14 protein-coding genes and 1 pseudogene are annotated in these 17,727 nt (G+C 52.9%); 11 read left to right on the top strand and 4 right to left on the bottom strand.

All coding sequences use genetic code 11. From position 1 onward, the window contains the following. Nucleotides 1–9: 9 nt before the first annotated feature. The 6 genes and pseudogenes from trkA to BZJ19_RS12935 all read left to right on the top strand — a co-directional run. Nucleotides 10–1,392 (top strand): annotated as a pseudogene (gene trkA / locus BZJ19_RS12960) (Trk system potassium transporter TrkA); the annotation flags it as partial. Nucleotides 1,393–1,529: 137 nt separating this feature from the next. Continuing rightward, entirely contained in the window at nt 1,530–2,561 is a 1,032-nt protein-coding gene (locus BZJ19_RS12955; RefSeq protein ID WP_077675923.1) for a GGDEF domain-containing protein, read from the top strand. Between the two features lie 94 nt (nt 2,562–2,655). Beyond that, a complete protein-coding gene (locus tag BZJ19_RS12950) occupies nt 2,656–2,922 on the top strand; it encodes a YihD family protein (protein ID WP_077675922.1) in 267 nt (88 codons plus the stop codon). Between the two features lie 188 nt (nt 2,923–3,110). Next, nucleotides 3,111–4,538, top strand: a complete 1,428-nt coding sequence (gene ccoG, locus BZJ19_RS12945; RefSeq protein ID WP_077675921.1) for a cytochrome c oxidase accessory protein CcoG — start codon at nt 3,111–3,113, stop codon at nt 4,536–4,538. Between the two features lie 90 nt (nt 4,539–4,628). Next, complete coding sequence (locus BZJ19_RS12940; RefSeq protein WP_077675920.1) at nt 4,629–5,609, top strand: serine/threonine protein kinase; 981 nt, start codon at nt 4,629–4,631, stop codon at nt 5,607–5,609. A gap of 29 nt (nt 5,610–5,638) precedes the next feature. Then, nucleotides 5,639–6,340, top strand: coding sequence for a thiol:disulfide interchange protein DsbA/DsbL (locus tag BZJ19_RS12935; protein WP_235608235.1), 702 nt, complete (start codon nt 5,639–5,641; stop codon nt 6,338–6,340). On the opposite strand, the gene BZJ19_RS12930 is transcribed toward BZJ19_RS12935, so the two are convergent. Continuing rightward, nucleotides 6,341–7,864, bottom strand: a complete 1,524-nt coding sequence (locus BZJ19_RS12930) for a YifB family Mg chelatase-like AAA ATPase (protein ID WP_077675919.1) — start codon at nt 7,862–7,864, stop codon at nt 6,341–6,343. A 483-nt stretch (nt 7,865–8,347) separates the two neighbouring features. Between BZJ19_RS12930 and ilvG the strand changes: the two genes are divergently transcribed. From ilvG to ilvA, 5 genes are read left to right on the top strand one after another with little or no spacing between them, the layout of a single operon-like run. Next, nucleotides 8,348–9,994, top strand: a complete 1,647-nt coding sequence (gene ilvG / locus BZJ19_RS12925) for an acetolactate synthase 2 catalytic subunit (protein ID WP_077675918.1) — start codon at nt 8,348–8,350, stop codon at nt 9,992–9,994. After that, nucleotides 9,994–10,251: an acetolactate synthase 2 small subunit gene (gene ilvM, locus BZJ19_RS12920; protein WP_069588069.1), complete on the top strand. Its 258-nt coding sequence runs from the start codon at nt 9,994–9,996 to the stop codon at nt 10,249–10,251. Before ilvG ends, ilvM begins: the two co-directional genes overlap by 1 nt. Nucleotides 10,252–10,265: 14 nt before the next feature. Next, nucleotides 10,266–11,207 (top strand): branched-chain-amino-acid transaminase, encoded by a 942-nt coding sequence (ilvE, locus tag BZJ19_RS12915; protein ID WP_069588071.1) that lies wholly within the window; start codon nt 10,266–10,268, stop codon nt 11,205–11,207. A 19-nt stretch (nt 11,208–11,226) separates the two neighbouring features. Then, a complete protein-coding gene (gene ilvD / locus BZJ19_RS12910) occupies nt 11,227–13,068 on the top strand; it encodes a dihydroxy-acid dehydratase (RefSeq protein WP_077675917.1) in 1,842 nt (613 codons plus the stop codon). 2 nt (nt 13,069–13,070) lie between these two features. Next, the gene (gene ilvA, locus BZJ19_RS12905; protein WP_077675916.1) at nt 13,071–14,624 is read left to right on the top strand and encodes a threonine ammonia-lyase, biosynthetic; all 1,554 of its coding nucleotides are present in this window, start codon (nt 13,071–13,073) and stop codon (nt 14,622–14,624) included. A gap of 50 nt (nt 14,625–14,674) precedes the next feature. Here the strand turns inward: ilvA and BZJ19_RS12900 are convergent, their stop codons facing one another. The 3 genes from BZJ19_RS12900 to glmS form a co-directional block, all read right to left on the bottom strand. Beyond that, on the bottom strand, nt 14,675–15,043 hold the full coding sequence (locus BZJ19_RS12900; protein ID WP_077456654.1) for a helix-turn-helix domain-containing protein: 369 nt from the start codon (nt 15,041–15,043) through the stop codon (nt 14,675–14,677). 187 nt (nt 15,044–15,230) lie between these two features. Beyond that, nucleotides 15,231–15,602 carry a helix-turn-helix transcriptional regulator gene (locus BZJ19_RS12895; RefSeq protein WP_069588077.1) on the bottom strand — a complete coding sequence of 124 codons (372 nt, stop codon included), beginning with the start codon at nt 15,600–15,602 and terminating at the stop codon, nt 15,231–15,233. Between the two features lie 280 nt (nt 15,603–15,882). Continuing rightward, nucleotides 15,883–17,721 carry a glutamine--fructose-6-phosphate transaminase (isomerizing) gene (gene glmS / locus BZJ19_RS12890; RefSeq protein ID WP_069590698.1) on the bottom strand — a complete coding sequence of 613 codons (1,839 nt, stop codon included), beginning with the start codon at nt 17,719–17,721 and terminating at the stop codon, nt 15,883–15,885. Nucleotides 17,722–17,727 lie beyond the last annotated feature (6 nt).

The following is a 17,727-nucleotide window of genomic DNA, read 5'->3' as shown; positions in this document are numbered from 1 at the left end:
GGGAGAGTTAATAACATGAAAATCATCATCTTGGGCGCCGGACAAGTCGGCGGCACCTTGGCAGAAAACTTGGTGGGTGAAAACAACGACATCACCATTGTCGATTGTGCGCCTGAACGACTGCGTGACTTGCAAGACAAATACGATCTGCGCGTGGTGCAAGGCTATGCCAGCCATCCCTCAACGCTGCAAGAAGCTGGCGCACAAGATGCTGATATGTTAGTTGCGGTCACCAATTCTGACGAGACCAATATGATTGCTTGTCAGGTTGCGTATACCCGATTTAATACACCTAACCGTGTCGCCCGGATCCGCAGCCCAGAGTACTTGGCAGTCAAAGATCAGCTGTTTAATCGCGAGGCCTGTCCGGTCGATCATTTAATTGCGCCCGAAGAGCTCGTTACCCGCTACATTCGCCGCCTCATTGAATATCCAGGGGCGCTGCAGGTGGTCGGTTTTGCCGATAACAAAGTGGGCTTAGTCGCCGTCAAAGCGTATTACGGCGGCCCGCTTGTCGGAAAGGCTTTGTCGGCACTGCGTGAGCATATGCCGCACGTCGATACCCGTGTTGCCGCTATCTTCCGTCGCGATCGCCCCATTCGCCCGCAAGGCACCACCATTATCGAAGCCGATGACGAAGTGTTTTTTGTCGCCGCCAGTAACCACATTCGCTCCGTGATGAGTGAATTGCAACGCCTCGAAAAACCCTACAAACGGATCATGATTGTCGGGGGCGGGAATATCGGGGCTGGCCTAGCCATGGCACTTGAACGCCAATACAGCGTTAAGCTTATCGAGCGCGATCCTGCCCGAGCCGAACACCTATCTGAGTTGCTGGAAGATACCACGGTATTTTGTGGCGATGCCTCCGATCAAGAGCTGTTGAGCGAAGAGCACATTGACCAAATCGATGTCTTTATCGCGGTGACCAATGAAGATGAAGCGAACATCATGTCTGCCATGTTGGCCAAACGCCTTGGGGCAAAGAAAGTCATGGTGCTGATTCAACGCGGTGCGTATGTCGACTTGGTACAAGGCGGCGCGATCGATATTGCCATCTCTCCTCAACAAGCGACTATCTCTGCCCTGCTAACCCACGTTCGTCGTGGTGACATCGTCAATGTGTCATCGCTACGGCGTGGCGCGGCCGAAGCCATCGAGGCCATCGCTCATGGTGATGCTGCAACATCCAAAGTCGTGGGCCGTGAGATTGGCGATATCAAACTGCCCCCCGGCACCACCATCGGGGCAGTGGTACGTGGCGAAGAAGTCTTGATTGCACACGATAAAACCGTGATCCAACAAGACGACCATGTGGTGATGTTCTTGGTCGATAAAAAATACATTCCAGACGTAGAGCGCCTGTTCCAGCCCAGTCCTTTCTTTCTCTAAATCAATGCCCTGTAGGCCAATCTGGCCTACAGGTACACACTTTTGGCTCGCGCACTGCCAGCGCCCTAAATTTGGGTATACACTGATAATAACGTGTTTTTTCGGCCCCCGACCGGACAGGGAGTATCAACGTAGCCATGTCGGATGATCAGTTTCAACAATCGACCGGTTTTCTAAAGAAAGCCGTGCCGTTAATGATGAAATACAAGGTGCCCACCACCCCTACCAACTACGCATTGTGGTACACCTATGTCGCGGATACCGATCCTCAACTCAATGCGGATGTGGACGACACGCTCACGCATCATGGCACCTGCAGTCCGCTGCAAAGTGACATGCTCTACCAAAAACACGTCGCCGATAAACACAGCCAAGACATGAGCGCTCTCAAGCAAAGCCTCGAGTCGATGATGACCGAGATGAGCCACTCGATGTCGGATACGTTGCAAGACACCGATGCCTTCCAGAGTGTGTTAGATCGCACCTTCGAACAGCTTGCGCGGGTGGAAGATGAAGGCTTGTCTATCGATGAGACCATCGCGGTCGTGCGTAACGTGGTTAAAGACTCCCAATCGCTCACCCAGTCGACCCGCTACTTCAAGCACCAGCTCAGTGATGCGCAGCAAGAGATCTCTCAGCTCAAACAGACGCTGGCAGAAATGACAGAGCAAGCCACGCATGATGGCTTAACCGGCCTATTAAACCGCCGCGCCTTCGACCGAGAACTCGCCGCCTATATCGACAGCAATCTCACTCCGCCTTTTTGCCTCGCCATGATTGACCTTGACCACTTTAAAAAGCTCAACGACACCTATGGTCATGTGATTGGCGATACTGTGCTAAAACAAGTGGCCAAGCGCCTCAGCGATTACTGTCGTGATGGCATCCAAGCCTTTCGTTATGGCGGCGAAGAGTTTGCTTTGCTCATCCCGCAAAAACGTCTCAATGGCGCCAAGCGGATTGCTGAAACGATACGCACCGCTATCGACCGGATGATTATCAAAGACAGACGCCGAGGCAACACGCTCGACCATATCACGGTATCGATTGGCGTTGCAGAGTACGATAATGAAACGGGTGAGTCTGCGTCAGATCTCATTCATCGTGCTGACAAGCACTTATACAGCGCTAAGAAACTCGGCCGCAATCGCGTGATGCCGATAAATTAATCCTCACCTGCGCCTTATTTGATCTTGGCTAAGTTTCAGCCCAATACGCTCGGGCAAAATGGTGTTTTTTACGTGCCACACATAAAGGACACCTATGAATTGCCATCGCATCAATGAACTGCTCGAGCTGTTAAATCAGTCGTGGCAGAAAACGCCAGAGTGCTCACTGGTCGAGATGCTCACTGTCATTGCCCAAGAGGCTGGCCATCAAGACGGGCTGGATAACATCTCGGACGACACCTTGATCTATCAACTCAAAATGCGACTAGAAGATAAAACTGCCCCCATTCCCGGCTTGGCAAAAGACAGCGAAGAGGACTTCAAAGCCGCTATCTTGCGTGCTCGTGGTATCCAATCTTAAGCGGAATGAGGCAGGGAGCACACATAGTGCGCTGTTATAGCTGGAATTGTTCTAGTTTGTGACTGTTTCGCAAACTATGACACTGATAGAGTATTCGCGAATCTGGCTACGCTATAATCACGCGTCACAACGATAAACAGGGTCTGGCAACGTACCAAGGCCTCGACATCCCAAGGAAAGCCAATGTCATGAGCAACGAAAAGATAGACGTCAAAGACGTGACCGCAAAAGAATACAATCCGAAGACCCATAAAGGGGCTGACGATCGCTTTAATCCAAGCAATCGCATTTATGTGCGCGCGGTAAAAGGCTATTACCAAAAAATGCGCCGCTACATGGGCTGGTTTTTCATGGTGCTGTTTCTTGCTATTCCTTGGATCCCGTATCAAGGGCGCCAAGCGATTTTGCTCGATATCGGCAACCAGAAGTTCACCTTTTTTGGCACCACACTTTGGCCACAAGATCTGACCTTATTGGCAGCTTTGTTGATGCTTGGGGCGTTCGGACTCTTTTTTATTACCACCTTCCTCGGCCGCGTCTGGTGCGGATACCTTTGCCCGCAAACTGTATGGACCTTCCTGTTTATCTGGTTTGAAGAAAAGCTCGAAGGTGCTGCCAACAAGCGTCGTAAGCAAGACTCATTAAAAATGACGCCCGATCTGGCCGTACGCAAAACTGCGAAACACGCGGCATGGTGGGCAGTCTCCTTAATTACGGGCATGACCTTTGTCGGCTATTTTGTCCCCATGCGCGAGTTGGCGGTGGACTTAGTCACCTTCGATACCAGTTTCTGGGTCGGTTTTTGGGTGATTTTCTTTGCCGCCTGTACTTACGGAAATGCGGGTTGGATGCGCTCGATTATGTGTATCCATATGTGTCCCTATGCACGTTTCCAATCCGCCATGTTCGACAAAGACACTTTTATTGTCGGCTATGATGTCGAACGGGGCGAAAAACGTGGCCCACGTCCACGTAAAAAAGATCCTAAAGAGTTGGGGCTTGGTGACTGTATTGACTGTAATTTATGTGTTCAAGTCTGCCCAACCGGCATCGATATTCGCGATGGCCTACAGTATGAATGTATCAACTGTGGTGCCTGTATTGATGCCTGTGATCAAACCATGGACCGTATGGGCTATGAACGCGGACTGATAAGCTATACCACCGAGCATAAGCTTGAAGGGAAGAAGACGGCAGTTATGCGACCCAAACTGGTCGGTTACGGCATCGTCATGACCATTGTCACGGCTATGTTTATCTACTTAGCCATGTCCGTGATGCCTATGGAATTGGATGTCATTCGTGACCGTAACCAACTGTATCGCGTCAACAATCAAGGACTGATTGAGAATACCTACACGCTGAAAATCCTCAATAAGACCCAAAGTGATGAAACCTATACCCTCTCGGTGAAAGGGCTAAAAGATGTGCAATGGTACGGTCCACAAACCGTTAAAGTGCAAGCGGGAGAAGTGTTCTCACTGCCCATCAGTTTAGGCGTGGACACCTACGAGATGACCCAACGCATTGCCGACATCACTTTTGTCATGGAGCGTGCATCGGGCGACAAACAAAAAGAGGTCCAAGCGGAAAGCCGCTTTATTACAGACCTTTAATCAGCCACCCAGCTGATTGGTAACAAGGGCGCATGCAGCGCCCTTTTTATTTGTTACCATGACACTTCTGTGCTGAATGAGTAGCAAACCATGACTGAACCTGGCTTTGATTTTCACGCCCTCACCCCTGAGCATCAACTGGATGCCATTGAGTCGGTAGGGATTTACCCACAATCGGGTTTACTTGCACTGAATAGCTACGAGAATCGGGTCTATCAATTTGTTGCCGATGATGGCAAGCGCTACGTGGTGAAGTTTTATCGCCCTGCCCGCTGGACAGACGAGCAAATACTTGAAGAACATGCGTTTTGCCAAGAGTTAGTCGACGCGGAGGTTCCCGTCGTCGCCCCACTCGTTCTCGACGGGACCAGCTTGTTTCATTTCAACGGCTACCGTTTTGCATTGTTTCCCAGCGTGGGTGGGCGCAACTTTGAAGTCGACAACTGGGACCAGCTCGAAGCGGTTGGCCGCTATCTTGGCCGTATTCACCAAGTCGGTGCCGCTCGACCTTTTCAGGCACGTGCGCGATTTGATCTCGACACCCACCTCTACCAACCTCGCCACGCATTGACCCATGCGAGCCTGATCCCCGATGGGATTAAATCGACCTTTTTCTCCGATCTTGACCGACTGATCGATGCCATTAGCGAAAGGTGGCATACCAACTGGCCGATTATCCGTTTGCACGGCGACTGCCATCCGAGCAATATTCTATGGCGCGATGGCCCGTTATTTGTCGACTTTGACGACACCCGCAATGGCCCCGCAATTCAAGATCTGTGGCTGTTTTTAAACGGCAGCCGTGCCGATCAGCTGGCCCAACTTGATACCCTTGCCGAAGGCTATCGTGAGTTTAGTGAATTTCCTGCTGACCAATTGCAACTGATCGAGCCCTTACGTGGTCTGAGAATGGTGCACTATATGGCGTGGTTAGCAAAACGCTGGCAAGACCCGGCATTTCCACGTGCATTCCCCTGGTTTGCTGAGGCAAAATACTGGGAAAGTCAGGTGCTTGCTTTTAAAGAGCAGCTTGCCGCCTTACAAGCGCCATCGCTTACCTTGTACCCGTAAGCGTTCAACCGATAACGGAGAGTCATTCAATGATGCTGAAAAAACTGCTTCCTATCTTGCTCGTACTCGGCCTTGCGGCCTGCTCTGAGCCTGAAACCGTCGAGTCGACAAGCCAACAGGCCACGACGCAAACCCAATCCCAAACTGAGCCAGCAGAAGCGATCGACGTCCCCGCCGCCAAACCCGGCCGCTTCAAAGCGGGCGAGGATTATCAAATCCTAGATACCGCAGCGACCGACACCCCAACGGTAACCGAGTTCTTCTCGTTTTATTGTCCGCACTGCTTCCAATTTGAGCCACTGGTGCAGCAGTTGAAGCAACAAGTGCCTGACAATGCCAAAGTGGTAAAAAATCACGTTTCTTTCATGGGCGGCAATATGGGTGAAGTGGTCACACGCGCCTATGCAACCGCCGTGGTCTTAAACGTTGAAGACACCATGATCCCCGTGATTTTTGACCGTATTCATGTGGCCCAAAATGCGCCCAAGTCGCTAGATGACGTTCGCCAAATGTTTGTCGACAACGGCGTCGATGGCAAAGAGTTCGATTCGGCTTACAACAGCTTTGCCGCCAACTCGATGGCCAAACGATTTGATCAATCTTTTGAAAAAGCCGGCCTACGCGGCGTGCCTGCGGTGATCGTGAACGGTAAATATCACGTGACACCGAAAACCGTCGAAACCCCGGAAGAGTACTTCCAGCTGATTAACTTCCTGTTAAGCCAGAAGTAATCAACTGACTTGGGCGTTGAGATGGCGAAGTAAGCCATCCATCGCCCGATACCCTAAGGCCTCAGCAAGATGAGGGCGGCTTATCGCCTCCGCTTCGGCCAGATCGGCAATCGTCCTCGCCACTTTAATGATCCTATGGTATGCCCGTACCGACAGTCCTAATCGATGCAATGCCTGCTCGAGAAACGCAGCATCCACCTGCGCAAGCTGACAGTATTCCTCCATTTCGCGATTGCTGAGTAACGCATTCACTTTCCCTTGCCTCGCCAACATACGCGCACGGGCACACGCAACTCTCGCTCTCACCTTTGCGGTTGATTCACCGCGGTCGCCGCCGCTCGATAACATCCCGCGCGGCAGTGCCGGGATCTCAATCGACATATCAAACCTATCCAGCAAAGGGCCAGATAAACGCGCCAAATAGCGCAACACTTGCTGTGGATTAGAGCGCGCTAGTTCGCCCTCATGATGGCCTGTCGGGCTCGGGTTTAATGCGCCAATCAACTGAAAACGCGCGGGGAAGCGGGTTTTACCGTTAGCACGCGAGATAATAATTTCACCCGACTCCAGCGGCTCGCGGAGCGCATCAAGCACACGACGCTCAAACTCTGGCATTTCATCCAAAAACAGCACCCCTTGGTGCGCCAATGAGATCTCCCCGGGACGCGGGACCGTTCCGCCCCCGACCAGTGCCGCCATAGAACTAGAGTGATGAGGACTTCGAAACGGTCGCTGGCGCCAGTTTCCCTCATGCAAAGGTTGCTGGGTTAATGACGTTACCGCGGCGGAGGCTAACGCTTCTTCGTCGTTCATGGGAGGAAGCAAGTCGCACAAACGCGACGCTAACATGGTTTTTCCCGTTCCGGGCGGTCCAACAAACAACAAGTTATGTGAACCACTGGCGGCGATTTCTAGCGCGCGTTTGCCTTGCTGCTGGCCGATGATGTCACGTAAGCAGCGGGTTGGCGCCGGCGTTGTATCCCCATGTGGTGTCGCGTTAAGCTGCAAACTCTGTTGGCCCGCTAAGTGCTGACACACTGCGATTAAATCGGGCGCTGACACATGGCGCTCGCTGTCCACCAACGCCACTTGGCTAGCGTTACCATCAGGGACCACGAGCGCGCGCTGCGCTTTTTGACTGGCAAGCGCCGCCGGTAATGCCCCTTTGACGGGGCGCAACTGCCCGGATAACGCCAGCTCACCGAGAAACTCAAATTCATGCAGCCGTTTCGCTGGAATTTGCCCTGAGGCGACCAAAATGCCAAGCGCGATGGGCAAATCAAAACGCCCTCCTTCTTTCGGTAAATCCGCCGGTGCCAAATTGACGGTAATACGCCGTGACGGAAATTCAAAATTGGAGGTCACAATGGCACTTCTGACCCGATCACGCGCTTCTTTGACCGTGGTTTCCGGTAACCCCACCAGCGCAAATCCTGGCAATCCATTGGAAATGTGAACTTCAACCGTCACATTGGGAGCCTCTACCCCGACACACGCTCGGCTATGCACAATCGCTAGCGCCATGACTCTATCCTGCTATTACTATGAAACCTTGCGCTTATGGTGACGAGAGAATTTGTGATTCAGAGTAATTTTTTCTTGTCATGCGAGTGAGGTCTGTGATACCACTACAAATGCACAACAATTAAACATGAGACTCGGCGCCAGATCGAGTTCGTGACTGACCTGTAACAAGCAGGCGCAAACAAAAACATAATTAACAAAACGCCCAACAATGGGCGACTAACGACAAGAAAAGACAGACAAATGCCAAACTTCGCTACCGTCCTCATTATTCGCCTTATCGTGGTCATTCTACCGCGAGGGGTGTAGGTACGCGAAACACAGCAGCAAACATCGCAACCAAGCCCCCGCACCCAACCAGGTTCGGGGGCTTTTTTCATTCATGTGGTCAAGCCACACAAAAACGGAAGCAGCAAAAATGGAGAGCGCAGACACTGACTATTCGCACACCTGCCCTCCCCGTTCATTCGGGGAGGGGCGACGATGACAGGTGCACAATGGGTTGTGGAAGCCTTACGTAAGCAAGGCGTTGAAACGGTATTTGGTTATCCGGGTGGCGCCATCATGCCAGTCTATGATGCGCTATACGACGGCGGCGTCGAACACATTTTATGTCGCCACGAACAAGGCGCTGCCATGGCCGCCATCGGTTATGCTCGTGCTAGCGGGCGTCCCGGCGTCTGCCTAGCGACCTCTGGCCCCGGCGCGACGAATCTGATCACCGGATTGGCCGATGCAATGATGGACTCCGTCCCGGTGGTCGCCATCACAGGCCAAGTGGCCAGCCCATTAATCGGCACGGATGCTTTCCAAGAAATTGATGTCTTAGGTTTGTCTTTGGCCTGTACCAAACATAGCTTTTTGGTCACAGACCCCGCAGACCTTACCGCCACGCTCGAAAAGGCGTTCGTCGTGGCACAATCAGGCCGCCCGGGGCCTGTGTTAGTCGATATTGCTAAAGACGTACAACAAGCGCTGATCCCTGCGCCCCGAGAAGCCTCAGTGCCTGCGCCCACTGGCATCCCTCTGGATGCTGTCGCGCTCGAACATGCCAATGCACTGATCCAAAAAAGCGAGCGCCCTATGCTGTATGTCGGTGGTGGCGTGGTGCTAGGCAAAGCAACAGCGGCGCTTCGCGATTATCTTATTCGCAGTCAAATGCCCGTTGTCAGTACCCTTAAAGGGCTAGGCACCGTTAACAAAGACTATCCGCACTATTTAGGCATGTTGGGTATGCACGGCACCAAAGCCGCCAACCTTGCGGTACAGCAATGTGATTTGTTGATTGCCGTCGGGGCCCGTTTTGATGATCGCGTCACCGGGAAGCTCGATACCTTTGCTCCTCACGCAAAGGTAGTGCATGTGGATATTGATGCCGCAGAATTAAACAAGCTGCGCCGCGCACAAGCGCCGGTTTGCGCTGAGCTGAATACCGTCTTACCCAAGCTCGCCACGCCCAACACCTCACCGGCATGGCGAGAGCAAGTACACCACTGGCAACAGCAGCACGCATGGCGTTACGACCATCCCGGCGATGCCATTTATGCGCCCGCGCTACTGAAAACCTTGTCAGACAGCATGCCGGCGCAAACCGTGATCGCCACCGATGTCGGTCAGCATCAAATGTGGGTCGCCCAGCATGTGACGCCTAGCGAGCCCGAAAACCTATTGACCTCGGCAGGACTTGGCACCATGGGGTTTGGTTTGCCCGCCGCGATGGGTGCGAAGATCGCTCGCCCCCACGATGAGGTGGTACTGGTGACTGGTGATGGCTCATTTATGATGAATATCCAAGAGCTTGGTACCTTAAAACGCCGAGGCATCGGCGTGAAAATCATCCTGCTCGACAATCAACGCTTAGGCATGGTGCGCCAGTGGCAACAGCTCTTTTTTGATCAGCGCTACAGCGAGACCAATTTGTCTGACAACCCTGATTTTCTCACCTTGGCGCGCGCCTTTGATATTCCGGGACACCGTATCCGCTGCAAAGAAGAAATACACGCTGGGCTGACCATGATGATGGGCCATCCCGGTCCTTACCTGCTACACGTTGCTATCGATGAAATGGAAAATGTTTGGCCACTGGTGCCACCCGGTGCGGCCAACCAACAAATGATGGAGCAAAGCTGATGACACAACACCAATTTTCGATTCACGCCACCCACAGCCCAGAATTATTGGAGCGCATCTTGCGCGTGATCCGTCACCGTGGTTTTACCGTGCGTCAGCTCAATGTCTCCATGCCCACAGCGGCGGGCGAGGTAATCTTTGACGTGACCGTCGAAAGCCAACGCGCGATCGAGACCTTGCGACCACAACTGACTAAGCTATGGGACGTGGTTGAGGTACTCACACCCTCAACCCAATCACATTCCCTACGCGCATAAAAAAGGAAAATAACATGTCGACAAATACCGCTGATTACATTTGGTCTAACGGTGAAATGATCGCTTGGCAGGATGCCACTGTGCACGTACTGACTCACGCGATGCATTATGGTACCTCCGTCTTTGAGGGGATCCGTTGTTACGACACCCCAAACGGCCCGGTGGTCTTTCGCCATCGTGAGCATATGCAGCGCTTAAAAGACTCTGCCAAAATCTACCGCTTCCCGATCCCCTTTAGTGTCGATGCCCTAATGGAAGGGTGCCGCGAAACCCTGCGCGTTAACCAACTGCGCTCGGCGTATATCCGTCCGTTAGGCTTTGTGGGTAACGTAGGTTTAGGCGTTTGTCCGCCTGTCGATACAGAAATGGATGTCATCATTGCCGCGTTCAGTTGGGGCAGCTACCTCGGTGAAGATGCACTAGCCCAAGGCGTGGATGCGATGATCTCAAGCTGGAACCGCGCCGCCCCAAACACCATCCCCACCGCCGCTAAAGCTGGCGGAAACTATTTATCCTCCCTACTGGTAGGAGGCGAAGCTCGCCGCCATGGTTACGCCGAAGGGATTGCTCTGGATGTACGTGGCTTTTTATCCGAAGGCGCGGGAGAAAACCTCTTTGTGATCAAAAATGGCGTGATCAGTACCCCCCCTGCCACCAGCGCGATTTTGCCAGGGATCACCCGTGACTCGATCATCACCCTTGCAAAAGAACAGGGCTACACCGTGCGCGAAGAGCCGATTGCACGCGAAGCGCTTTATCTGGCCGATGAGGTGTTTATGACTGGCACCGCGGCCGAGATTGTTCCCGTACGCAGCGTCGATCAGATCACGGTCGGCGAAGGCCAACGAGGCCCGATCACCGCCGCGTTACAACAAGCCTTTTTCGGCTTGTTTGATGGCACCACCGACGACAAATGGGGCTGGCTTGACCCCGTTAACCCTCAGCACAGCGAATAAAGGCAAAGGAGCCGTAATTATGCCAACCTATCGTTCCGCTACTACCACCCACGGTCGCAACATGGCAGGGGCGCGCGCGTTATGGCGCGCCACTGGCGTCAAAGATGACGACTTTGGCAAACCCATTATTGCCGTGGTGAACTCCTTTACCCAGTTTGTTCCCGGTCATGTCCATCTCAAAGACATGGGCCAGCTGGTGGCGAAAGAAATCGAGCAAGCCGGCGGTATCGCCAAAGAGTTCAATACCATCGCGGTCGATGACGGTATCGCTATGGGTCACGGCGGCATGCTCTACTCGTTGCCTTCTCGCGAGATCATTGCCGATTCCGTGGAGTACATGGTCAATGCGCACTGTGCCGACGCCATGGTGTGTATTTCCAACTGCGACAAGATCACTCCGGGTATGCTGATGGCCGCTATGCGCCTGAATATCCCGGTGATCTTTGTGTCGGGCGGCCCGATGGAAGCGGGCAAAACCAAACTGTCCGATCAAATCCTCAAGCTCGATTTGGTCGATGCTATGATGCAAGGCGCCAATCCCGACGTCTCCGATGAGCAAAGCGAGCAAATCGAACGCTCCGCCTGCCCAACCTGTGGCTCGTGCTCTGGTATGTTTACCGCCAACTCGATGAACTGTTTGACCGAAGCGCTGGGGCTGAGCCAGCCGGGTAATGGTTCTATGCTCGCCACCCATGCCGACCGTGAGCAATTGTTCATCAACGCCGGCAAACGCATTGTGGGTCTGACCAAACGCTACTACGAGCATGACGATGACAGCATCTTGCCACGCAATATCGCCAATCGCGCCTCGTTTGAAAATGCCATGGCGCTGGATATTGCTATGGGTGGGTCCACCAATACGGTCTTACACCTACTGGCCGCCGCGCAAGAAGGCGAGATTGATTTTGATATGGATGACATCGATCGCATGTCTCGCCAAGTACCTCACCTTTGCAAAGTCGCGCCGTCAACCCAGCAATATCACATGGAAGATGTGCACCGTGCTGGGGGGGTGATGGGCATTCTTGGGGAGCTGCAGCGCGCGAACCTGCTCAATGTCAAACAACAAACCGTGCTGGGGATGAGCCTCGAGGAGCAGCTCGCTCGGTATGACATCATGCAAACCGATGATGAGGACGTGAAGTCTTTTTATCGCGCCGGCCCCGCAGGCATCCGCACCACCCAAGCGTTCTCACAACGTTGCCGTTGGGACACCCTGGATGATGATCGCCAATCCGGGTGTATTCGTGCCCATGAATACGCCTTTAGTCAAGACGGCGGCCTTGCCGTGCTACAAGGCAACATCGCCTTGAACGGCTGCATCGTCAAAACCGCAGGGGTGGATGAAAGCATACTGACCTTTGAAGGCCCCGCGGTGGTGTTTGAAAGCCAAGACAGCGCGGTAGATGCCATTTTAGGTGGCAAAGTGAAAGCGGGTGATGTGGTGGTGATCCGCTATGAAGGCCCGAAAGGTGGCCCAGGTATGCAAGAAATGCTGTATCCGACCACTTACTTAAAATCGATGGGATTGGGTAAATCCTGTGCCCTACTCACCGATGGTCGTTTCTCTGGGGGGACATCTGGGCTGTCCATCGGCCATGTTTCGCCCGAAGCAGCCAATGGCGGCACCATCGCCTTAGTCGAAGATGGCGATCGGATTCGTATCGATATTCCTAGCCGCGAAATCAGCCTGCTGGTGGATGAAGCCACCCTCGCCACCCGCCGTGCTGAGGTGAACGCTCGCGGTTGGAAGCCTAAAGACCGCCAACGCCAAGTCTCCTACGCGCTAAAAGCGTATGCCAGTCTCGCCACCAGTGCCGATAAGGGTGCAGTGCGCGATCGCAGTAAGTTGGAGGAATAACCATGCAACAGGCGCAAACGTCACCCGAACACCCCATGGATGGCCCCGATTACTTAAGGAATATTTTACGTGCGCCTGTCTATGAAGTGGCGACTGTCTCGCCACTTCAGGCCATGAAGCGACTCTCTGAACGCTTAGGTAATCAGGTTCAGCTCAAACGTGAAGACCGGCAGCCCGTGCACTCATTTAAGCTACGCGGCGCGCATAACATGATGGCGCAGCTGACAGAGGCGCAGAAAAAAGCGGGGGTGATCGCTGCATCAGCGGGTAACCACGCCCAAGGTGTCGCCCTGTCCGGCAGTAAACTGGGTATCAAAGCCACCATTGTCATGCCCCGCACCACTCCCGCCATCAAAGTTGAAGCCGTTAAAGGCTTTGGGGGGAATGTGGTCCTACACGGCAATAACTTTGATGAAGCGAAAAGCAAAGCACAAGCGCTGGCCGACCAACACGGCTATACCTTTGTGCCCCCTTTTGATCATCCGCAGGTCATTGCCGGACAAGGCACGATCGGGCTGGAGCTGGTGCAACAAAACAGCCACCTTGATTACATTTTTGTCCCGGTCGGCGGCGGTGGTATTGCTGCCGGTGTGGCGGTGCTTATCAAGCAGCTTATGCCCAATATCAAGGTGATCGGAGTGGAGGCGGAAGACTCCGCATGTCTGCGTGCCGCCTTGGATGCAGGCTTTCCCGTCACCTTAGAGCGGGTGGGAACTTTTGCCGATGGGGTGGCGGTTAAACGGATTGGTGACGAATCATTTCGACTGTGTCAGCAATACCTAGACGACAGTATTACCGTCTCCAGTGATGCGATTTGTGCTGCCGTACAAGATATTTTCGAAGACACGCGCGCGATCTCTGAACCGTCAGGTGCCTTGGCACTCGCTGGTCTCAAGCATTATGTCGACAAGCACCAACTACAAAACAAGCAATTGGGGGCGGTCCTGTCGGGCGCCAACACCAACTTCCACTCACTACGCTACGTGTCTGAGCGTGCTGAACTGGGGGAGAAACGTGAAGGCCTACTGGCGGTGACCATCCCTGAGCAAACCGGTGCATTTTTAAAGTTTTGCGATATTCTTGGTGGCCGCGCGGTTACCGAATTTAACTATCGCTATGGCGACGACCAATTGGCCAATATTTTTGTTGGGGTACGTTTACTGGGCGGGCAAGAAGAGCTCGACAGTATTCTGCATGATTTGCGCCAAGCTGGTTATCCGGTCGAAGACTTATCTGACGATGAGATGGCCAAGGTACACGTACGCTACATGATTGGTGGGCGACCATCTGTGCCGCTTAACGAGCGCCTGTATAGCTTTGAGTTTCCGGAATACCCCGGGGCATTACTGCACTTTTTGCAAACCTTGGGCACCCACTGGAACATTAGCTTATTCAACTACCGCAACCATGGTTCAGATTATGGCCGTGTGCTGTGTGGATTTGAACTTGGCGAGCAGGACTTACTCGCGTTTACCGCCCATTTGCGTGAACTGGGTTATGCGTGGAAGGACGAAACGGCTAATCCAGCCTATCGCTTCTTTCTCTCTCGCCGTTAAGCGAATAATACAAAAAGGCCCGACAGGGGATGTCGGGCCGATAACAGAGGTTAGACGCGCTTATCTGGCGAGAGTGATACCAGATACTCGGCAATCGATAAGGCATTATCCATCACCGTTTGGCGCGCCACTTGAGGCAACTGGCTTAACAGACTGGTCAATGCCGCTAAATCATCGCGGTGAGAGAAGGCAATATCTCGCTCGTCTGTTTCACCATAAATAAACCAATTAAATGGGCGACCAGTGATCTCTGCAATCGTGATGAGCGCGAGAATCTTAGGATCGGTCTTTCCCGACTCCACATCCAAGTAGGTTTGGCGCGCCACATTCAAACGCTTCGCCATGTCTACTTGGGTTATTTTACTGAATTCCCGTGCTTCACGGATCCGTTGCGCCATGCGCGCTGTCGAAATCACCATGGTCCATGCCTCATCTCTGTTACCCGGGCCGTTTAAACATCGGCTCCCGTCACATCACCGACCTTGCATTATGCATGGCTCGGCGGGCCTATCATGGGCGCTGTCATCGATAGTGTGATGCTACGCTGCTGATGCCTACCTCAGTAAGCAGGCACTTACCCGCATATCTAATCAGGCAGGCAGGCCTTTAGGCACGCTGTGCGGCCTTAGAATAGTTCACCAAGAATGAGGCCATGTTCACGCTCTGGTTCAAGATCGCCGTACGTGCTTCATGCGGTAAACGAGAGAAGTGCTCCAACAAGCGGTTCACATCTTGCTTGTACTGCACATCGTGCATCTCGACATCTTCATCGCCATACACAAACCACACTAATGGACGCTCAGTCAGCTCAGCGATGTTCGACAACATGCGCACACGCGGTTCGGTTTTACCGTTTTCGATATCCAAGTAAGTTTGGCGTGCGACATTGAGTAGCTTGGCCATTTTTACTTGAGTGATCCCTTTCCACTCACGGGCTTCTTTGATGCGCTTAGCGACTTGGTTTTTAGAGTCAATCATTGCTTCCTCTCTACAACTTATCAATGTTGGTACTTGTCCATCGACTATGCACAATGCAGGCCAAGTTATTAGGCAGGACTAAAAGCAATAAAAATCATAAGCTTATGGTATAGAACAGCGTTCTGTTTGTATTTTCAGGCGGGATGTCTGAGATTGAGTGCAAAATGATTTGCATTTTGCAAAATGTGTCACTGCAGATCGCATTTTTGTAGCAAAACGGCAGTAATTGATAAAAGATCAACCACGCTCCTAGTCAGAGCGTGGTGAATGTTAGGCAGGCTTACTCTACAGTAACGGCTTTCGCAAGGTTACGAGGTTGGTCGACGTCCGTGCCTTTAATCAAGGCCACATGATACGACAATTGCTGCATCGGGATGGTGTAGAACACCGGGGCGATGATGTCATCCACGTGTGGCATGGCGATGATGTTCATCCCCTCTTCCGGTGTAAAGCCGGCATCTTGATCGGCAAACACATACAGTTGACCACCACGAGCACGGACTTCTTCGATATTGGATTTAAGCTTTTCCAACAACTCATTGTTCGGTGCAATAACAATCACTGGCATGTCGGCATCAATCAGCGCCAGTGGGCCGTGCTTTAGCTCACCAGCGGCATAGGCCTCAGCGTGAATGTAAGAGATTTCTTTTAGCTTTAGCGCAGCTTCTACGGCAATCGGATAAAACTCACCACGCCCTAAGAACAGTGAGTGATGCTTGTCAGCAAAGTCTTCCGCAAGTTGCTCAATGGCTTTATCAAAGGTCAGGGCTTGCTCGATACTTGAAGGCAGATGATGCAAGGCATCGACAATCTCACGCTCTTTTTCGTATCCGATAGTGCCCTGCATTTTACCCAGTGCGGTGACCAGCATCAGCAGTGCAGAAAGCTGGGTGGTGAACGCCTTGGTCGATGCGACACCGATTTCTGCGCCCGCGCGCGTCATAAAGGCCAGATCGGATTCACGTACCAACGAGGAGCCCGCCACGTTGCAGATGGTCATGGTGGCCATATAGCCACGCTCTTTGGCCAAACGCAGCGCTGCTAGCGTATCTGCGGTCTCACCAGACTGCGATAAGGTGATCAGTACACTGTTCGGACGGGTGACAAACTGGCGATAGCGAAACTCTGACGCGATTTCCACATCACAGCTTATCCCTGCCAGCGATTCAAACCAATAACGCGCCACCATGCCCGCATTATAGGAGGTGCCACAGGCAATGATTTGAATATGCTGCGCTTTAGCAAGAATATCGCTAGCACCGTTACCAATCGCATCCACAATCACATGATCGTTGCCCAAACGCCCTTCCATGGTATTGGTAAGCGCAGTCGGTTGCTCGTAAATCTCTTTTTGCATGTAATGGCGATATTGGCCTTTGTCCGCCGCGTCGTACTGGGCGCTTGCTTCATGCACCTCTCGCTCAACCGGCGTACCTTCTTGGTTGTAAATCACCACTTCACGACGACTAATATCTGCCACATCGCCTTCTTCAAGGTAGATAAAGCGACGGGTAACATTGAGCAGCGCTAGCTGATCAGAGGCGAGAAAGTTTTCTCCCACACCCAGGCCAATCACCAACGGGCTGCCTGAACGAGCCGCAATCAAACGCTCAGGTTGGTTTTTATCCATCACCACAGTGCCATACGCGCCTTCAAGCTGACTGACAGTGCGCTGGAAAGCGGCGAGGAGATCGCCACATTGACGACGCTCCCAATCAACGAGGTGAGCAATCACTTCGGTATCGGTTTGGGAGTGGAATTGATAACCACGCGCTTGCAATTGTTCGCGCAAGCTGTGGTGATTTTCGATAATGCCGTTATGCACAATGGCAATATCATCGCCAGACATGTGTGGGTGCGCATTGGCTTCGCTTGGCTCACCGTGCGTTGCCCAGCGCGTGTGCGCAATCCCTGTGCCTCCAGCAGGGTTGGCGTCAGCCACTGCGTCCGAGAGCGCCGCCACTTTACCCAGTCGGCGTAAACGCGTCATCTGCCCGCTCTTTGTATCGGTAATGGCGACCCCTGCTGAGTCGTATCCGCGATATTCTAAGCGACGTAAGCCTTCAACCAGAATTTCTGCCACATCACGCTGCGCCACAGCGCCTACAATTCCACACATAGTGAG

The organism is Salinivibrio proteolyticus (assembly GCF_001996165.1).
GTDB lineage: Bacteria > Pseudomonadota > Gammaproteobacteria > Enterobacterales > Vibrionaceae > Salinivibrio > Salinivibrio proteolyticus.
The sequence above is the reverse complement of the archived record's forward strand: the minus strand, read 5'-3'. Positions and strand labels throughout refer to the sequence as shown.

Excerpts from the sequence above, each read along its gene's own strand:
- BZJ19_RS12955 (WP_077675923.1), top strand. The coding sequence starts at position 1,530 with ATGTCGGATGATCAGTTTCAACAATCGACCGGTTTTCTAAAGAAAGCC.
- BZJ19_RS12950 (WP_077675922.1), top strand. The coding sequence starts at position 2,656 with ATGAATTGCCATCGCATCAATGAACTGCTCGAGCTGTTAAATCAGTCG.
- ccoG (WP_077675921.1), top strand. The coding sequence starts at position 3,111 with ATGAGCAACGAAAAGATAGACGTCAAAGACGTGACCGCAAAAGAATAC.
- BZJ19_RS12940 (WP_077675920.1), top strand. The coding sequence starts at position 4,629 with ATGACTGAACCTGGCTTTGATTTTCACGCCCTCACCCCTGAGCATCAA.
- BZJ19_RS12935 (WP_235608235.1), top strand. The coding sequence starts at position 5,639 with ATGATGCTGAAAAAACTGCTTCCTATCTTGCTCGTACTCGGCCTTGCG.
- BZJ19_RS12930 (WP_077675919.1), bottom strand. The coding sequence starts at position 7,864 with ATGGCGCTAGCGATTGTGCATAGCCGAGCGTGTGTCGGGGTAGAGGCT.
- ilvG (WP_077675918.1), top strand. The coding sequence starts at position 8,348 with ATGACAGGTGCACAATGGGTTGTGGAAGCCTTACGTAAGCAAGGCGTT.
- ilvM (WP_069588069.1), top strand. The coding sequence starts at position 9,994 with ATGACACAACACCAATTTTCGATTCACGCCACCCACAGCCCAGAATTA.
- ilvE (WP_069588071.1), top strand. The coding sequence starts at position 10,266 with ATGTCGACAAATACCGCTGATTACATTTGGTCTAACGGTGAAATGATC.
- ilvD (WP_077675917.1), top strand. The coding sequence starts at position 11,227 with ATGCCAACCTATCGTTCCGCTACTACCACCCACGGTCGCAACATGGCA.
- ilvA (WP_077675916.1), top strand. The coding sequence starts at position 13,071 with ATGCAACAGGCGCAAACGTCACCCGAACACCCCATGGATGGCCCCGAT.
- BZJ19_RS12900 (WP_077456654.1), bottom strand. The coding sequence starts at position 15,043 with ATGGTGATTTCGACAGCGCGCATGGCGCAACGGATCCGTGAAGCACGG.
- BZJ19_RS12895 (WP_069588077.1), bottom strand. The coding sequence starts at position 15,602 with ATGATTGACTCTAAAAACCAAGTCGCTAAGCGCATCAAAGAAGCCCGT.
- glmS (WP_069590698.1), bottom strand. The coding sequence starts at position 17,721 with ATGTGTGGAATTGTAGGCGCTGTGGCGCAGCGTGATGTGGCAGAAATT.